At 54.3% G+C, this 16,994-nt stretch carries 16 protein-coding genes; 10 read left to right on the top strand and 6 right to left on the bottom strand.

Annotation, left to right across the window (positions count from 1 at the left end; all coding sequences use genetic code 11):
• Positions 1–88: 88 nt before the first annotated feature.
• Entirely contained in the window at positions 89–853 is a 765-nt protein-coding gene (gene pdhR, locus B2Q93_RS20820) for a pyruvate dehydrogenase complex transcriptional repressor PdhR (RefSeq protein WP_040077141.1), read from the bottom strand.
• Between the two features lie 533 nt (positions 854–1,386).
• Between pdhR and aroP the strand changes: the two genes are divergently transcribed.
• From aroP to B2Q93_RS20805, 3 genes are all read left to right on the top strand, one after another.
• On the top strand, positions 1,387–2,760 hold the full coding sequence (gene aroP, locus B2Q93_RS20815) for an aromatic amino acid transporter AroP (RefSeq protein ID WP_154298787.1): 1,374 nt from the start codon (positions 1,387–1,389) through the stop codon (positions 2,758–2,760).
• A 162-nt stretch (positions 2,761–2,922) separates the two neighbouring features.
• Positions 2,923–4,320, top strand: a complete 1,398-nt coding sequence (locus B2Q93_RS20810) for a glycoside-pentoside-hexuronide (GPH):cation symporter (protein WP_046884975.1) — start codon at positions 2,923–2,925, stop codon at positions 4,318–4,320.
• A 10-nt stretch (positions 4,321–4,330) separates the two neighbouring features.
• Positions 4,331–5,281, top strand: a complete 951-nt coding sequence (locus B2Q93_RS20805; RefSeq protein ID WP_286808533.1) for a family 43 glycosylhydrolase — start codon at positions 4,331–4,333, stop codon at positions 5,279–5,281.
• A gap of 18 nt (positions 5,282–5,299) precedes the next feature.
• On the opposite strand, the gene ampE is transcribed toward B2Q93_RS20805, so the two are convergent.
• Both ampE and ampD read right to left on the bottom strand, forming a co-directional pair.
• Complete coding sequence (gene ampE / locus B2Q93_RS20800) at positions 5,300–6,154, bottom strand: beta-lactamase regulator AmpE (RefSeq protein WP_040077145.1); 855 nt, start codon at positions 6,152–6,154, stop codon at positions 5,300–5,302.
• Positions 6,151–6,714: a 1,6-anhydro-N-acetylmuramyl-L-alanine amidase AmpD gene (gene ampD / locus B2Q93_RS20795; RefSeq protein ID WP_040077146.1), complete on the bottom strand. Its 564-nt coding sequence runs from the start codon at positions 6,712–6,714 to the stop codon at positions 6,151–6,153. Before ampD ends, ampE begins: the two co-directional genes overlap by 4 nt.
• Positions 6,715–6,801: 87 nt before the next feature.
• On the opposite strand from ampD, the gene nadC reads away from it, so the two are divergent.
• The 4 genes from nadC to hofC all read left to right on the top strand — a co-directional run bounded on the left by nadC (position 6,802) and on the right by hofC (position 10,910).
• On the top strand, positions 6,802–7,695 hold the full coding sequence (gene nadC / locus B2Q93_RS20790) for a carboxylating nicotinate-nucleotide diphosphorylase (RefSeq protein WP_046884976.1): 894 nt from the start codon (positions 6,802–6,804) through the stop codon (positions 7,693–7,695).
• A gap of 192 nt (positions 7,696–7,887) precedes the next feature.
• On the top strand, positions 7,888–8,346 hold the full coding sequence (gene ppdD / locus B2Q93_RS20785; protein WP_286934368.1) for a prepilin peptidase-dependent pilin: 459 nt from the start codon (positions 7,888–7,890) through the stop codon (positions 8,344–8,346).
• Positions 8,336–9,721, top strand: coding sequence for a type II secretion system protein GspE (gspE, locus tag B2Q93_RS20780; protein WP_286808531.1), 1,386 nt, complete (start codon positions 8,336–8,338; stop codon positions 9,719–9,721). The genes ppdD and gspE overlap by 11 nt, the downstream gene beginning before the upstream one ends.
• Positions 9,711–10,910 (top strand): protein transport protein HofC, encoded by a 1,200-nt coding sequence (gene hofC, locus B2Q93_RS20775; RefSeq protein ID WP_286934367.1) that lies wholly within the window; start codon positions 9,711–9,713, stop codon positions 10,908–10,910. Before gspE ends, hofC begins: the two co-directional genes overlap by 11 nt.
• Positions 10,911–10,941: 31 nt before the next feature.
• Here hofC and B2Q93_RS20770 read toward each other — a convergent pair whose 3' ends face one another.
• Positions 10,942–11,985 carry a GMP reductase gene (locus B2Q93_RS20770; RefSeq protein ID WP_040077152.1) on the bottom strand — a complete coding sequence of 348 codons (1,044 nt, stop codon included), beginning with the start codon at positions 11,983–11,985 and terminating at the stop codon, positions 10,942–10,944.
• Between the two features lie 227 nt (positions 11,986–12,212).
• On the opposite strand from B2Q93_RS20770, the gene coaE reads away from it, so the two are divergent.
• Genes coaE through yacG form a run of 3 tightly spaced genes read left to right on the top strand, consistent with a single transcriptional unit; the run spans position 12,213 to position 13,780 of the window.
• Positions 12,213–12,833 (top strand): dephospho-CoA kinase, encoded by a 621-nt coding sequence (gene coaE, locus B2Q93_RS20765; protein ID WP_040077154.1) that lies wholly within the window; start codon positions 12,213–12,215, stop codon positions 12,831–12,833.
• Positions 12,833–13,576: a cell division protein ZapD gene (gene zapD / locus B2Q93_RS20760; protein ID WP_040077155.1), complete on the top strand. Its 744-nt coding sequence runs from the start codon at positions 12,833–12,835 to the stop codon at positions 13,574–13,576. Before coaE ends, zapD begins: the two co-directional genes overlap by 1 nt.
• A gap of 9 nt (positions 13,577–13,585) precedes the next feature.
• Complete coding sequence (gene yacG, locus B2Q93_RS20755) at positions 13,586–13,780, top strand: DNA gyrase inhibitor YacG (protein WP_040077156.1); 195 nt, start codon at positions 13,586–13,588, stop codon at positions 13,778–13,780.
• A gap of 34 nt (positions 13,781–13,814) precedes the next feature.
• Here the strand turns inward: yacG and mutT are convergent, their stop codons facing one another.
• Positions 13,815–14,207 (bottom strand): 8-oxo-dGTP diphosphatase MutT, encoded by a 393-nt coding sequence (gene mutT, locus B2Q93_RS20750; protein ID WP_286934362.1) that lies wholly within the window; start codon positions 14,205–14,207, stop codon positions 13,815–13,817.
• Positions 14,208–14,264: 57 nt separating this feature from the next.
• Positions 14,265–16,970: a preprotein translocase subunit SecA gene (gene secA / locus B2Q93_RS20745; RefSeq protein WP_040077158.1), complete on the bottom strand. Its 2,706-nt coding sequence runs from the start codon at positions 16,968–16,970 to the stop codon at positions 14,265–14,267.
• Positions 16,971–16,994 lie beyond the last annotated feature (24 nt).

Here is a 16,994-nt window from a genome sequence, read left to right as displayed (position 1 = left end):
TGTCTGGAACCTGTCCCATTGTATTTTCGCCAGAAAACACAATAAGACAGGTTCTGCGTTTAGTTGCCGCGCTCTAAAAAACTGGCGCTTAATCCTTTCGTTGCTGTATGCGGCGTAATGAACGTTCGCGACGCGACTGTTCACGGCTGCGGTCCAGCAAGATTTCCTCAATGAAAGCCAGGTGACGGTGCGACGCTTCACGCGCCTGCTCCGGCTCCCCGGCCATTATCGCCTCGAATACTCGGGTGCGATGGTTGCTTACCAGTGGGAGCATTTCCCGACGGGCATACAACAATTCAAAATTCTGACGAACGTTCTGGGCCAGCATCGGCTCCATGCAGCGTAGCAGATGGAGGAGCACAACATTGTGGGCTGCTTCGGTAACAGCGATTTGATACTGGACAACGGCATCGGACTCGGCGTCTAAATCGCCGGACTGCTGTGCCCGTTCAATGGCTTGATGCAGTTCGCGAATACGGTCGCGATCGGCATCATTGCTGCGCAGGGCCGCGTAATAAGCCGCGATGCCTTCAAGCGCGTGACGGGTCTCAAGCAAGTCAAACTGGGATTCTGGGTGGTCAGAGAGAAGTTCTACCAGCGGATCGCTGAAGCTCTGCCACAGGCTGTTTTGCACAAAAGTTCCGCCGCCCTGGCGACGAAGCAGCAGGCCCTTGGCTTCGAGACGTTGGATCGCCTCACGCAGCGAGGGGCGGGAAACGTCGAACTGTTTTGCCAGCTCGCGTTCAGGCGGGAGTTTTTCGCCGGGGCGCAGTGTCCCCTCGAGGATTAAAAACTCCAGCTGCTGCTCTATCACATCAGAAAGTTTAGGTTGGCGAATTTTGCTGTAGGCCATATTCCCTGTCTTACGCCTTTTGCCCGGAGTAAATTGGTCTTACCAATTTCATGTTCGTATCGCTAAAGTAACAAAGTATTCACCTTGTGTCCATATTGGTTTTGATTGAAATCATTAAACCCGGCACATTTTAACAACCTTACAGAAATAACGTTTCAGAAATGTAACTTTGCCCAAATGAAATTATTACCCATAAAGAGGCAGTTTTAACTTTAATGAAACGCAAAATACTCAATCTGAACCGATTCACCTCGCCAAATTATGAAATATGCGCCACTTAGAGAGCATTTTTATTCTATACACAGATAAAAGGGGTTAAACGAGTCGATTAACAACTGGTTTCTTTTTATTCAACTCGTCATCTTCCTTTCATAAAGCAGGTGCATTCGCGGGCGCTTAACACTATTCTGGCGTTAACGGAAGTCATGGCCTGTATTTTAGGCCAATTCCACCGTAAAGAAATAAATACATGAAATGGAATTTCATAATTACACACGCCTGAGCGTGAACATAACAAACACACACGAGGTTTCATGATGGAAGGTCAACAGCACGGCGATCAGCTAAAGCGCGGCCTTAAAAACCGCCATATTCAGCTTATCGCGCTGGGCGGCGCTATTGGCACGGGTCTGTTCCTGGGCAGCGCGTCCGTTATTCAGTCTGCGGGTCCTGGCATTATTCTGGGTTATGCCATTGCCGGCTTTATTGCATTTCTGATTATGCGCCAGCTGGGGGAAATGGTCGTGGAGGAGCCTGTAGCGGGTTCATTCAGCCACTTCGCCTATAAATACTGGGGAAGCTTCGCCGGGTTTGCATCTGGCTGGAACTACTGGGTGCTGTACGTCCTGGTGGCGATGGCTGAGCTGACCGCGGTGGGTAAATACATTCAGTTCTGGTACCCGGAAGTCCCGACCTGGATTTCCGCTGCAGCCTTCTTTGTCATTATTAACGCCATCAACCTGACCAACGTAAAAGTGTTTGGCGAGATGGAGTTCTGGTTTGCCATTATTAAAGTCATTGCCGTCGTCGCCATGATCCTGTTCGGCGGCTGGCTCCTGTTCAGCGGTAACGGTGGTCCGCAGGCCACCGTGCGTAACCTCTGGGAACAGGGCGGGTTCCTGCCGCACGGCATGACCGGTCTGGTGATGATGATGGCGATTATTATGTTCTCCTTCGGCGGCCTGGAACTGGTGGGCATTACCGCCGCCGAAGCCGACAACCCGGAGCAGAGCATCCCGAAAGCGACCAATCAGGTTATCTACCGTATTCTGATCTTCTATGTGGGTTCACTGGCCGTGCTGCTCTCGCTGCTGCCGTGGACGCGCGTTACCGCTGACACCAGCCCGTTCGTACTGATCTTCCACGAGCTGGGTGACACCTTTGTGGCAAACGCGCTGAACGTTGTTGTCTTGACCGCTGCGCTCTCCGTTTACAACAGCTGCGTTTACTGCAACAGCCGTATGCTGTTCGGCCTGGCCCAGCAGGGCAATGCCCCGAAAGCGTTGCTTAACGTCGACAAGCGTGGCGTACCGGTGAACACCATTATTGTTTCAGCCGTGGTCACTGCATTGTGCGTGCTGATCAACTACCTGGCACCGGAATCGGCCTTTGGCCTGCTGATGGCGCTGGTGGTTTCTGCCCTGGTCATCAACTGGGCCATGATCAGCCTGGCACACATCAAGTTCCGCCGTGCCAAGCAGCAGCAGGGCGTCAAAACGCGCTTCCCTGCCCTGCTCTATCCGCTGGGTAACTATGTCTGTCTGCTGTTTATGGCAGCGGTGCTGGTGATTATGCTGATGACGCCGGGTATGGCTATCTCTGTGTATCTCATCCCGGTCTGGATCGTGATCCTCGGCGTGGGCTACCTGTTTAAGCAAAAGAACGCCAAAACGGTAAAAGTACAGTAATCCTGCCTCTCTCTGTGCCCATCTGCGGGCACAGAGCCTGTTACCTTCCTCACACTTTCTTATCCATAGCACATTCTTCCATATCAGCGCCTTTATACTGCAACGCATAAATTGCTTTGGCAGCAAATAATTCTCTCCATATCGTAACGCGGAGAAATGTCGATGGATAACAATAAACTTTCAGTGAAAGAAAAGATCGGCTATGGGATGGGTGACGCGGGATGTAACATCATCTTCGGCGCCATAATGTTGTTTGTTAACTATTTTTATACGGATATTTTCGGGCTGGCGCCTGCGCTGGTCGGTGTATTACTGCTGTCGGTGCGCGTCATCGATGCAATAACCGATCCGATTATGGGGGCTATCGCCGACCGAACCCGCAGCAAATATGGTCGTTTTCGTCCATGGTTGTTGTGGATTGCCTTCCCTTACGCGCTGTTTAGCATTCTGATGTTCACCACCCCGGAGTGGAGCTATAACAGCAAAGTTATCTATGCGTTTGTCACTTATTTCCTGCTGTCACTGACCTATACGGCCATCAATATTCCGTACTGCTCCCTCGGGGGCGTGATCACCAATGATCCTAAAGAGCGCGTGGCCTGCCAGTCTTACCGTTTTGTCATGGTCGGTATTGCCACGCTACTGCTGTCGCTGACATTGCTGCCGATGGCTGACTGGTTCGGCGGAGAAAACAAAGCGAAAGGCTACCAGATGGCAATGACGGTGCTGGCGCTCATTGGTACCTGTATGTTCCTGTTCAGCTTCTCTACCGTGCGCGAACGAGTACGCCCTGCGGTACAGACCAACGATGAACTCAAAAACGACCTTAAAGACGTATGGAAAAACGACCAGTGGGTGCGCATCCTGCTGTTGACTATCTGCAACGTCTGCCCGGGCTTTATCCGCATGGCCGCCACCATGTATTACGTCACCTGGGTTATGGGTGAAAGCACTCATTTCGCCACCCTGTTTATCAGCCTGGGCGTGGTGGGCATGATGATCGGCAGCATGCTGGCGAAAGTGCTGACTGACCGCTGGTGCAAACTGAAAGTCTTCTTCTGGACCAATATCGTGCTGGCGATATTCTCTTGCGCCTTCTACTTCTTTGACCCTAAAGCCACGATGACCATTATCGTGCTCTACTTCCTGCTGAACATCCTGCACCAGATCCCGTCTCCACTGCACTGGTCGCTGATGGCGGATGTGGATGATTACGGCGAGTGGAAAACCGGCAAACGTATTACGGGTATCAGCTTCTCCGGCAACATCTTCTTCCTGAAGCTGGGGCTGGCGATTGCCGGGGCGATGGTCGGTTTCCTGCTCTCCTGGTATGGCTACGATGCGGGTGCCAAAGCGCAAAGCGCAGACGCCATCAACGGGATCGTCCTGCTCTTTACCGTCATTCCGGGCGTAGGGTATCTGATTACCGCAGGTGTGGTTCGTCTGCTGAAAGTCGACCGTGAAACCATGAAGCAGATTCAGGCGGACCTGGAAAAACGCCGTACCAACTATCGAGAGCTGAGCGACTATCAGGATTTGAAAGCCGCAGAGACCAAATAAGGAGCGCGAAATGCGTCACTGGCCAAACCCGTTTATTGAGCAACGTGCCGATCCCTATATTCTCCGGCATGAGGAACAGTATTACTTTATCGCCTCGGTGCCGGAGTACAACCGGCTGGCGATTCGCCGCGCCGATACCCTGGAAGGCCTGCGTGATGCGCAAGAGGTGGTGGTCTGGCATAAACCGGACAGCGGCCCGATGGGTAATCTCATCTGGGCGCCCGAGCTGCATGCGATAGACGGCAAGTGGTATATCTACTTTGCCGCCGCCCATACTCAGGCGCTGGATGAGCTCGGGATGTTCCAGCATCGAATGTACGCGCTGGAGTGTAGCGACAGCGATCCGCTCACCGGTACGTGGGTGGAAAAAGGGCAGATTAAGACGCAGTACGATACGTTTGCCCTGGATGCCACCACCTTTATTCATCAGGGCAAACGCTGGTATTTATGGGCGCAGAAAGCGCCGGATATTGCCGGAAACTCCAATCTTTATCTGTGCGAAATGGAGAATCCCTGGACGCTGAAAGGCGAACCCGTTCTGCTAAGCAAACCGGAATTCGACTGGGAGTGCCGGGGCTTTTTGGTGAACGAAGGGCCGGCTATCTTAAGCCATGGTAATCGTCTGTTTATCAGTTACTCCGCCAGCGCGACCGATGAAAATTACTGTATGGGCCTGCTGTGGATCGAGAAAGATGCCGACCCGCGTAATCCGGCGAACTGGCACAAATCGCCGCAGCCGGTCTTCACCACCAGCTATGAAAACCGTCAGTACGGCCCGGGGCATAATAGCTTCACGCAGACGGCTGATGGGGAAGATGTGCTGGTCTATCATGCGCGCAACTATACCGAGATAGAAGGCGACCCGCTTTACGATCCCAACCGCCATACCCGCCTTAAGTTAGTTCACTGGAACGAAAACGGGATGCCAGATTTCGGCATCCCGCCTGCAGATAGCGAGTAACTGTTACGGCACGCGGATTTAGATCAGCGTGCCGTAAATCGTTAGCAGCGCCACAATCACCACGATAACAAACGAGGTTTTCTTGGCCATCGACACGGCAGCTTTTGGCGTGGCGATTTTGTCGGTATGCGGCTCGCGCGCCAGCGAGAACTGCGCAAGTCGGGTCAGAACCTGATATTGCGAGGTGCGGCGATCCCCGAGCGACGCAAACCAGGCAGGTAACGCTTTTTCACCATGACCAATCAAGGCATAGACTACACCGACCAGGCGCACCGGCAGCCAGTCCAGCACATGCAGAATGGCATCAATGCCTGATTGCAGTCGTTCGTGTGGTGTCAGGTAGCGCGCCAGCCAGCTCTGCCAGGCGCGTAAAAACGCATAGCCCATCAGCAGCACCGGGCCCCACGGGCCGCCAACCACAAACCAGAACAGCGGCGCCAGATAGAAACGGTAGTTAATCCACAGCAAGGCATTTTGCAGCTCGCGCAGAAACTCCCGCTCGTCGCAGTCAGGCGGCACACCGTGAATAAGAGTTAACTCGCTGGCCATGGCACCCCGGGCGTGGCTGTCGTTGCGCGCAGCCGCTTTCAGGTAAGCGTGGTAGTGCAAACGCACTTTCCCGGCACCAATACAGAGCACGCCGAGCAAAATCCAGACCACCAGCAAAGGGACGTTAAAAAAGAGGCCGTGTAAGGCGCGTAACAGCAAGAAGACCACCAACATGACGCCGGCGGTCATTATTAACGTACGCAGTAACGAGAAATGTTTAATCCGACGGAAAAAGATCTCCGACCGGTGATCCAGTTGCCAGTGTTCGCCGAGCTTAAATAAGCGCTCAGCGATCATAACCAGCAGTATGGTGAACAACGTCATGTCATCTCCTTGTCTGACGAAGCGTTAAGCATGGCGTGGAATCGGCTCCAGTCAAAGGCCGGGCCGGGATCGGTTTTTCTTACCGGTGCGATATCACTATGCCCGGTAATGTGGTTAGCCATTTCCGGATAGCACGCGATCAACAGGCGGGTTATCGCAACCAGCGCATGATATTGCGCATCGGTATAGGGCAGCACATCTGTGCCTTCCAGCTCTATTCCGATGGAGAAATCATTACAGCGTTCTCGCCCTTGATAAGTCGATACGCCCGCATGCCAGGCTCGCTTGTCAAAAGGAACATACTGGACGATTTCGCCATCACGGCGAATCAGGCAGTGGGCAGAAACCCGCAAATGCGCGATTTCCGCAAAGAAGGGGTGCGCGTTGGGATCTATCGTTCCGGTAAAGAGCGCGTCAATCCATGGGCCCCCGAACTCCCCCGGTGGCAGACTGATGTTATGCACCACCAACAGCGAGGGGGTGACCTCTTCAGGGCGGCAATCGTGGTGTGGCGAGGGCACACGCCGTGCATCCACCAGCCATCCATGTTCCAACTGCATGCGGGCTCTCCTTATTTATGGTGCTGATACCCGGTTCAGAGTAGCATGTTTCAATCTTATGATTCGTTACCAATTTGGAGTTTTATCATGCCGCCTCGCCGCTACAACCCCGACCAGAGACGTGACGCACTTCTGGAACGTATTAATCTGGATATACCGGCAAGTGTCGCGCACGCCCTGCGCGAAGATCTGGGAGGCGATGTTAACGCCGACAACGACATCACTGCTCTGCTTTTGCCAAAAGAAGCGCACTCTCACGCGGTGGTGATCACCCGTGAAGCGGGGATCTTCTGTGGTAAACGCTGGGTAGAAGAGGTCTTTACCCAGCTGGCGGGAGATGAGGTGCAGGTTACCTGGCATGTTGCGGATGGCGATAGCGTGACCGAAAATCAGCCGCTGTTTGAACTCAATGGCCCTTCCCGCGTATTGCTGACGGGTGAACGCACCGCACTCAATTTTGTGCAAACCCTGTCAGGCGTGGCCAGCGAAGTCCACCGTTACGTGGCCTTACTGGAAGGTACGCATACTCAGCTACTGGACACCCGTAAAACCCTACCAGGCCTGCGCACGGCGCTGAAATACGCCGTCATCTGCGGTGGCGGGGCGAACCATCGCTTAGGGTTATCCGATGCGTTTCTGATTAAAGAAAACCACATTATCGCCTCTGGCTCCGTACGCCAGGCGGTAGAGAAAGCTTTCTGGCTGCATCCGGATGTGCCGGTAGAAGTGGAGGTAGAAAGCCTGGATGAACTGGAAGAGGCGCTGAAAGCCGGGGCCGATATCATCATGCTGGATAACTTCACGACCGATCAGATGCGTGAAGCGGTGAAGCGTACCCAGGGCCAGGCTCGCCTGGAGGTCTCTGGCAACGTCACGCATGAAACAATCCGTGAGTTCGCCCAGACAGGCGTTGACTATATCTCCGTCGGAGCGCTGACCAAGCACGTACGCGCGCTCGACCTGTCGATGCGTTTTAAATAGTTCCCGCTCACCCGGCCGGCGCTCCGGTCGGGCTTTTCTCCGCCCCTTTTTACGATCCTTCTCGCAGCGTTGTATCTCCTCTCTGCAAGCGCGTCATAACCTTCTGAAGCCGCCTCCACGAAACCATTTTTGTCGCTCGCCCTGACGATAACAGGCTGACACAGTGTCGCCAGTCAACCACAGGAGCGACACATGAACAGACAACAAGGATTTACGCTAATTGAACTGATGGTGGTCATAGGGATCATCGCGATACTGAGCGCCATTGGCATACCCGCTTATCAAAACTATCTGCGAAAAGCGGCCCTCACCGACATGCTACAAACCTTTATTCCTTACCGCACCGCAGTCGAACTCTGCGCGCTGGAGCATGGCGGAACGGATAGCTGCGACGCGGGTGCGAATGGTATCCCCTCTCCGGCGACGTCCCGCTACGTCTCTGCGATGTCTGTCGCCAATGGTGCTGTGACCCTGACGGGTCAGGAGAGTCTGAATGGCCTGAGCGTAGCCCTGACCCCGGTCTGGGATAATGGCAACGGCATTACGGGCTGGACTCGCACTTGCACGATCAGCGATGACAGCGCCCTGAAGCAGGCCTGCGAAGATGTGTTCCGCTTTACGGATCCAGCAGGAGAGGCAGATGAATCCTGAGAAACTGATGGCGCTGTGTCAGCGCCATAACGCGCTACTCCTCAACAGCACCGAGGCACGGTTGAGCATTGCCGTGCTGGGCCAGCCGGCGCCAGAGATGCTGGATGCACTGCGCTTCGCAACGCAAAAAAACGTCGATATTGAATGCTGGAGTGCCGAACGCATGGAGAAATACCGACAGGCGGCCTCGCAATCCCATCTTCCCGTCCAGGCCGATACCGGGCGTTCGGCGGTGGAGATCCTCAACCGTACGCTGAGTCACGCCCTTGAACAGCGCGCTTCAGATATTCATATCGAACCTGCAGATGAGAGCTGGCAAATTCGGCTACGCATTGATGGCGTGCTCTATTCCCAGCAGCCCCTCTCCGTGGCGCTGGGTACTAGCCTGACGGCACGACTTAAGGTGCTTGGCAATCTCGATATCGCCGAACGTCGGCTGCCGCAGGATGGGCAATTCACGGTTGAACTCTCGGGCGCACCGGTGTCATTTCGCATCGCCACCCTGCCCTGCCGTCGCGGCGAAAAAATCGTACTCCGCCTGCTTCAACAGGTACAACAAGCCCATCAGCTTGACCAGTTGGGGATGGCCTCTTCTCAGTTGCACTGTTTTCGTGAGGCGTTGATGAAACCACAAGGGCTAATCCTGGTGACCGGCCCCACCGGCAGTGGGAAAACAGTCTCCCTATACAGTGCCCTTCAGGCGCGCAATGCGCCTGAAGTGAACATCTGCAGCGTTGAGGATCCCATCGAAATCCCCCTGGAGGGGCTGAATCAGACGCAAATCAATCCCCGGGCAGGATTGACGTTCCAGAGCGTACTGCGCGCTTTTCTTAGGCAAGACCCGGATATCATTATGGTGGGCGAAATCCGTGACGGTGAAACAGCGGAAATTGCTATGAATGCGGCACAAACCGGACATCTGGTGCTTTCCACCCTGCACACCAACTCAACGGCGGAGACGCTGGTGCGTTTGCAGCAGATGGGGGTGGCGCGCTGGATGATCTCATCGGCGTTATCGCTGGTTATCGCGCAACGCCTGGTACGCCGACTCTGCCCTCATTGCCGCCAACAAACAGAACGCGAGGTGCCGCTGCCCGGCACATTGTGGCCAGGGCCGCTGCCGCACTGGCTGCCCGCTGGCTGTGACCGTTGTTATCATGGTTTTTATGGCCGGGTGGCGATATTTGAAGTGATGGCGATCAGTAGCGATCTTCGCCTGGCCATTGCGCGTGGTGCGCCAGTTGAAGAGATTGAAGCGCATGCACGTCAGGCAGGCATGATGACGCTGTTCGAACATGGCTGTATGGCCGTGGAAGAAGGGAAAACCACGCTGGAGGAGCTGGTGCGCGTGTTAGGAATACCTCATGGCCAGTGAACAGCTGTGGCGATGGCGCGCCCTTAATCAGCAGGGCGTAAGCACAGAGGGGGCCATCCTGGCCCCTGACCGTGAAAGTGCATGGCAAAAGCTGCAAGATAAGGCGCTTTTCCCGCTGTCATTGCGTCGCGGCACGCTGCGTCAGGCGCACTGGCAGCCCCAGCATCGCTATGAGGTCATCCATCAGTTGGCTACGTTGCTACAGGCAGGTTTAACGCTATCGGCCTCTCTGGAGCTACTTGCACAGCAACATCCGGTTAAACACTGGCAGGCGCTATTGCAGAGCGTCGCCGAGGATCTCAGCGCGGGTAACCCCTTTTCCGACACGCTCAAGAAATGGCCTGCCGTGTTCCCGCCGCTCTACATCTCAATGATGAAAACCGGAGAACTGACCGGTAAGCTCGATGAGTGTTGCCGTCAGCTCGCTATTCAGCAAAAAACGCAACAGCAGCTCAGCGCAAAGGTTAAAAAGGCACTCCGCTACCCGATTATCATCCTTTCGCTGGCCATCGCCGTCGTACTGGCGATGGTGACGATGGTCTTACCCGAATTTGCTGCTATCTACAAAACCTTTAATACACCTTTACCCGCACTCACGCAGGGCGTGATGGCCGCAGCCGCGTTTTTACAACGCTGGGGTTGGGTCTTTTTGGTTCTGCTGGTTGCTGCTGGTTTAGGCCTGATGGGCCTGCGTCGCCACCCGCCATGGCAAAGCGTGACGATGCGCCTGCTCCTTAGGTGCCCCCTGATCGGTACGCTTGTGCGGGGTCAAAAGCTTAGCCAAATATTTACCGTGCTGTCACTCACCCAACAGGCAGGCATCACCTTTCTGCAGGGGCTGGAGAGCACCGAAGAGACAATGGAGTGCCCATTCTGGCGCGACAAACTGCAGGCGATTCGCCACCGCGTGATGCAGGGCTCGCCCATCTGGTCAGCATTCAACACTGCCGGCCTGTTCACGCCACTCTGCATTCAACTGGTTCGCACCGGCGAAGTTTCTGGCGCACTGGATACCATGCTCTATAACCTGGCGCAGCATCATAATGCGCAGACCTTTCAACACGCGGATGACCTCGCGTCTCTGCTGGAACCGCTCCTGTTGATTGTGACGGGCGTCATTATTGGCACGTTGGTGGTGGCGATGTACTTGCCTATATTTCATTTGGGGGATGCGATGAGCGGGGGATAACGCTGGCGCGTTGAGGCGCCAGCGAGAAGGATTACAGGCTATTGAAAACGCGGTTTTCCTGTTCCTGAACGCGGATAAAGGTCGTGCGCTTAGTCAGCTCTTTCAGGCGAGATGCACCCACGTAGGTACAAGCTGAACGCAGGCCGCCCAGAATGTCGCGTGCGGTGTGATCCACCGGGCCACGCAGAGGCAGCTTCACGGTTTTTCCTTCAGCGGCGCGGTATTTCGCTACACCCCCGACGTGTCGGGTCATGGCGGATTCGGAACTCATGCCGTAGAAGAGCATGAATTTCTCGCCATTCTCTTCAACGATGTTGCCACCGCTCTCTTCATGCCCTGCCAGCATCCCACCCAGCATCACGAAATCTGCGCCGCCGCCGAACGCTTTAGCCACGTCACCGGGTGTGGTGCAGCCGCCATCGCTGATGATTTGCCCACCCAGGCCATGCGCCGCATCGGCACACTCAATGACTGCAGAGAGTTGGGGATAGCCGACACCGGTTTTGACGCGAGTGGTGCAGACGGAGCCCGGACCGATACCAACTTTTACGATATCAGCGCCAGAAAGAATCAGCTCTTCACACATTTCGCCGGTTACCACGTTGCCCGCGATAATGGTCTTCGTTGGCCAGGCTTCGCGCGCCTTGCTAACGAACTGTACGAAGTGTTCGGAGTAACCGTTAGCCACATCGATACAGACAAAGTTCAGGGCCGGGTTAGCGGTAAGGATCTGTTTGGTTTTCTCGAAATCGGCATCAGAGGTGCCGGTAGAAACCATGACGTGCTTCAGCACGTTCTCGGAAGCGGCGCTGGCGAACGCACTCCACTCTTCCACGCTGTAATGCTTATGCACCGCGGTCAGAATGTCGAAGCTTGCCAGTGCAGTCGCCATTGCAAAAGTACCCACGGTATCCATGTTGGCGGCGATAATTGGCACACCAGACCAGGTCTGACCGGAATGTTTGAAGGTGAATTGACGTTCGAGTTCAACGTCTGAGCGGCTCTTGAGGGTAGAGCGTTTAGGGCGGATAAGAACGTCTTTAAAACCTAACTTCAGATCTTCTTCGATACGCATTAGCGGATTCCTGGGGTCAATGGCGAAAAACGAAACTCACAACTCCAGTGACGCTATCATACGCACTAATACTGGCTGCGCAAGACTGCGAAATTCTCTTTTTTTACGCTACAATCCTATAAATTTACCTGCTCAAAAGTAAGTAAACAGGGCTAAACCTTGATTGCTGAATGATTAAATTTTAAGCAATTGATTTTAATAATGAATAATTCCCAGGATTTTGTTTAATGGGGTACATCGTTGCGTTAACTGGGGGCATTGGCAGTGGCAAAAGCACTGTTGCTGACGCCTTCTCTCATCTGGGTGTCACGATAATTGACGCCGATATTATTGCCCGTCAGGTGGTAGAGCCCAATACACCCGCACTTCAGGCCATTGCCGAACATTTTGGTAGCCAGCTTATTGCGCCGGATGGCACGTTAAATCGTCGCATGCTGCGCGAGCGTATCTTCTCTCATCCCGACGAAAAAGCCTGGCTCAACGCCCTCCTCCACCCCTTAATTCAGCAAGAGACTCAACGGCAGATTGCTGCAGCAACCTCACCTTACGTGATGTGGGTAGTCCCCCTGCTGGTGGAGAATCGTCTGCACGATAAAGCCGATCGGATTCTGGTGGTCGACGTCTCTCAGGAGACCCAAATTCAGCGCACCATGGCACGCGATAATGTTGCGCGCCATCATGCGGAAACTATTCTGGCCGCGCAGGCCACGCGTGAAGCACGCCTTGCCGTCGCGGATGATGTTATTAATAATGACGGCGCACCGGATGCCATTGCATCCGCTGTTGCCCGCCTGCATGCACAATACCTGCAACTTGCAGCGCAGGCCGATTCACAGGAAAAGCCATAATGCACACCCACATTCTGTTTGAGCATCCGCTCAATGAAAAAATGCGTACCTGGTTGCGCATCGAGTTTTTAGTCCAACAGCTGTCAAATTCTCTTCCGGTTAATAACCACACCTCAGCCCTGCACTTCTTTCGCAATGTTGGCGATCTGCTGGATGTGTTAGAGCGCGGTGAAGTCCGTACGGAGCTGTTAAAAGAGCTGGAGCGCCAGCATCGTAAACTGCAGGCATGGGCTGAAGTCCCTGGAGTAGATAACAGTCGTATCGACGCGCTGCGTCAGCAGCTAAAAAACAGCAGCGGAATACTGATGAGTGCGCCGCGTATTGGCCAGTTCTTGCGTGAAGATCGCCTGATTGCGCTGGTACGTCAGCGTTTGAGCATCCCGGGTGGCTGCTGTAGTTTTGATTTACCCACCCTGCACATTTGGCTGCATATGCCCCAGGCGCAACGTGATGCGCAGGTCCAGAGTTGGCTTCAGAGCCTGGAGCCGCTTATTCAGGCCTTATCCTTAATTCTGGATTTGATTCGCAACTCGGCGCAGTTCCGTAAACAGACCAGTCTGAATGGTTTTTACCAGGATAATGGAGAAGATGCCGACCTGCTGCGTCTGAATCTGGCGCTGGACGAGCAGCTCTACCCGCAGATTTCAGGCCATAAAAGCCGTTTTGCGATCCGTTTTATGCCGTTAGATAGCGAACATGGCGTGGTGCCAGAACGTCTCGATTTCGAGCTGGCGTGTTGTTAAGGAGTAAAGATGTCTGATGTTACGACAGTAAACTGCCCGACCTGCGGTAAAGCCGTGGTCTGGAGCGAGCAAAGTCCGTTTCGCCCATTTTGTTGCAAGCGTTGTCAGCTTATTGATCTGGGTGAATGGGCTGCCGAAGAGAAACGTATTCCCAGCGCGGGCGATCTCTCAGACAGCGATGACTGGAGCGAAGAACAGCGCTAAGACGCAAAGCCTGCCGGCGCATAGACCGGCAGACTCACTGGCCCCGTTTCAGGCGTGAAATCACCGGCTCGTTCGCAGGTGGGAAATTCTCCGCATCCAGCTCACTTTGCGCAACCCAGCTCCCTGGCTGCCCCTCCTTGCCCCACGGCTCACCGTCCCAGCTCTCCACCAGCCAGAACCACAGAGTGATATGGCGATCGGGAAACTGGTACTCCAGTTTTTCATAAAGCGTCGCACCCTGAGGAGTGATGCCAACCTCTTCCTGTAATTCACGCACCAGCGCCTGCTCTGCACTTTCGCCCGCTTCAATTTTACCGCCCGGAAATTCCCACTTGTTGGCCATATGGGCATCGGCGGCACGCTGAGTGATAAAAATTTGCTGTTTCGCGTTACGGATAATACCGGTCGAGATATTCAATACTTTCATCGAATTACACCTATAAAAAAGGCGCAGAACGCTGCGCCTTTTTAGTCAGTTCATCACTTAGCTCAGGCGACCGTGGCACGCCTTATATTTTTTACCCGAACCACATGGGCAAGGATCATTACGACCCACTTTGCGATCCCCACTCTGCGCGGCAATGGCGGCTGCAGCCTCGCTGTCATCCGTCTGGTGGCTCAGCTGCTGCATCTGAGCCAGACGCTCGGCTTCTTCACGACGCTGCTGCTCCATTGCTTCCACCTCTTCCGGCATACGGACCTGAACTTTGCTCAGGGTGCTGATCACTTCATATTTGAGTGACTCCAGCATGGCGGCGAACATCGCAAAGGATTCACGCTTGTACTCCTGCTTAGGATCTTTCTGCGCATAGCCACGCAGGTGGATACCCTGACGCAGATAATCCATCGCAGCCAGGTGCTCTTTCCACAGAGAGTCCAGCGTCTGCAGCATTACGCCTTTTTCGAAGTGGCGCATCATCTCTGCACCCACAACCTCTTCTTTGCGTTTATAGACTTCTACCGCAGAAGCGAAGATGCGTTCACGCAGCGTCTCTTCATGCAGCTCTGGCTCTTTATCCAGCCACTCTTTAATCGGCAGGTCGAGATCGAAGTCGTTTTTCAGGCGCTCCTGCAGCCCTTCCACGTCCCACATCTCTTCCAGGGACTGCGGAGGAATATGTCCGTCGATAGTCGCTTTGAAGACGTCTTCGCGGATGCTGTCGATGGTTTCGCTCACATCAGACACGTCCAGCAGTTCGTTACGCTGGGTGTAGATCGCACGACGCTGGTCGTTCGCTACATCATCGTATTCCAGCAGCTGTTTACGAATGTCGAAGTTGCGGCTTTCTACTTTACGCTGTGCGTTGGCAATCGCTTTGGTCACCCATGGGTGCTCGATGGCTTCGCCCGGCTTCATCCCCAGCTTACGCATCATGCCGGAAACGCGGTCGGAGGCGAAGATACGCATCAGGGCATCTTCCATAGACAGGTAGAAGCGAGAAGAACCGGCATCACCCTGACGACCCGCACGGCCACGCAGCTGGTTATCGATACGACGTGATTCGTGACGTTCCGTGCCGATAATATGCAAGCCGCCTGCGGCCAGCACTGCATCGTGACGCACCTGCCACTCGGCTTTGATCTGAGCAATCTGCTCCGGAGTTGGGTTTTCCAGCTCGGCCACTTCAGCCTGCCAGCTACCACCCAGCATGATATCGGTACCACGGCCTGCCATGTTAGTGGCGATGGTCACGGCAGAGGGATAACCCGCCTGTGCAACGATATCTGCCTCTTTCGCGTGGAATTTGGCGTTCAGTACGTTGTGCTTGATACCCGCTTTCGTCAGTTCATTCGAGACCACTTCCGATTTTTCGATGGAAATCGTACCTACCAGCACCGGTTGACCGGCAGCGGTACGATCGCGAATATCTTCAATGATGGCCTGAATTTTTTCTGCTTCGGTCATATAGACCAGATCCGGCATGTCCTTACGGATCATCGGACGGTTGGTCGGCACCACAACGGTATCCAGCTTATAGATAGAGCTGAATTCGAAGGCTTCAGTATCTGCCGTACCGGTCATGCCTGCCAGCTTCTCGTACAGACGGAAGTAGTTCTGGAAGGTAATAGACGCCAGCGTCTGGTTTTCATTCTGGATGTCGACGCCCTCTTTGGCTTCGACAGCCTGATGCAAACCGTCGGACCAGCGGCGGCCCTGCATGGTACGGCCAGTGTGCTCATCAACGATGATCACTTCGCCGTCTTTCACAATGTAATCAACGTCGCGGGTAAACAGGACGTGTGCACGCAGCGCAGCGGTGACGTGGTGCATGAGCATGATATTGGTCGGGGAGTAGAGTGACTCACCCTCGTCCATAATGCCCTGCGCAACCAGCAGCTCTTCAATTTGCACCAGGCCGCGTTCGGTCAGGTTAACCTGACGCGCTTTTTCATCCACAGAGAAGTGGCCTTCACCCTGGAAGGTATCCGAGTCCTCTTTTTCCTGACGAATCAGATGTGGGATGATTTTGTCGACCTTGCGGTACATTTCAGAGCTATCTTCCGCCGGACCGGAGATGATCAGCGGCGTACGTGCTTCATCGATGAGAATGGAGTCAACTTCATCCACCAGCGCATAGTGCAGTTTACGCTGTACGCGCTCTTCCGGGCTAAACGCCATGTTGTCACGCAGGTAGTCGAAGCCGTATTCGTTGTTGGTCCCGTAAGTGATGTCGGCGTTATACGCTTCACGCTTGGCGGGTGCTGGCAGACCAGACATGTTGATGCCTACGGTCATGCCTAAGAATTCGAACAGGGGACGGTTGTTTTCGGCGTCACGCTGCGCCAGATAGTCGTTGACGGTTACTACGTGAACGCCTTTACCGGAGAGCGCGTTCAGGTACGCCGGCAGCGTTGCGGTCAGGGTTTTACCTTCACCGGTACGCATCTCTGCGATGCAGCGATCGTTCAGGACCATACCACCCAACAGCTGCACGTCGAAGTGACGCATCCCAAATACGCGCTTACTCGCCTCACGTACCACAGCAAATGCTTCAGGAATCAGGCTTTCTACGGTCTCGCCTTTTTCAAGACGCGCGCGGAATTCAGCGGTCTTCGCTTTCAGCTCGTCATCGGACAGTTTTTCCATTTCTGGCTCAAGGCCATTGATGACGGTGACAGCTTTACGCATGCGGCGCAGGGTACGATCGTTACGACTACCAAAAACTTTAGTTAATAATTTGATTAGCATAATAAAATCTCAAACATCCCGGTC

Origin of the sequence: Leclercia sp. UBA5958 (assembly GCF_002430365.1) — a bacterium.
GTDB lineage: Bacteria > Pseudomonadota > Gammaproteobacteria > Enterobacterales > Enterobacteriaceae > Enterobacter > Enterobacter pneumoniae.
Note: the sequence above shows the minus strand (reverse complement) of the source record. Positions and strands in the feature narration are given on the sequence as shown.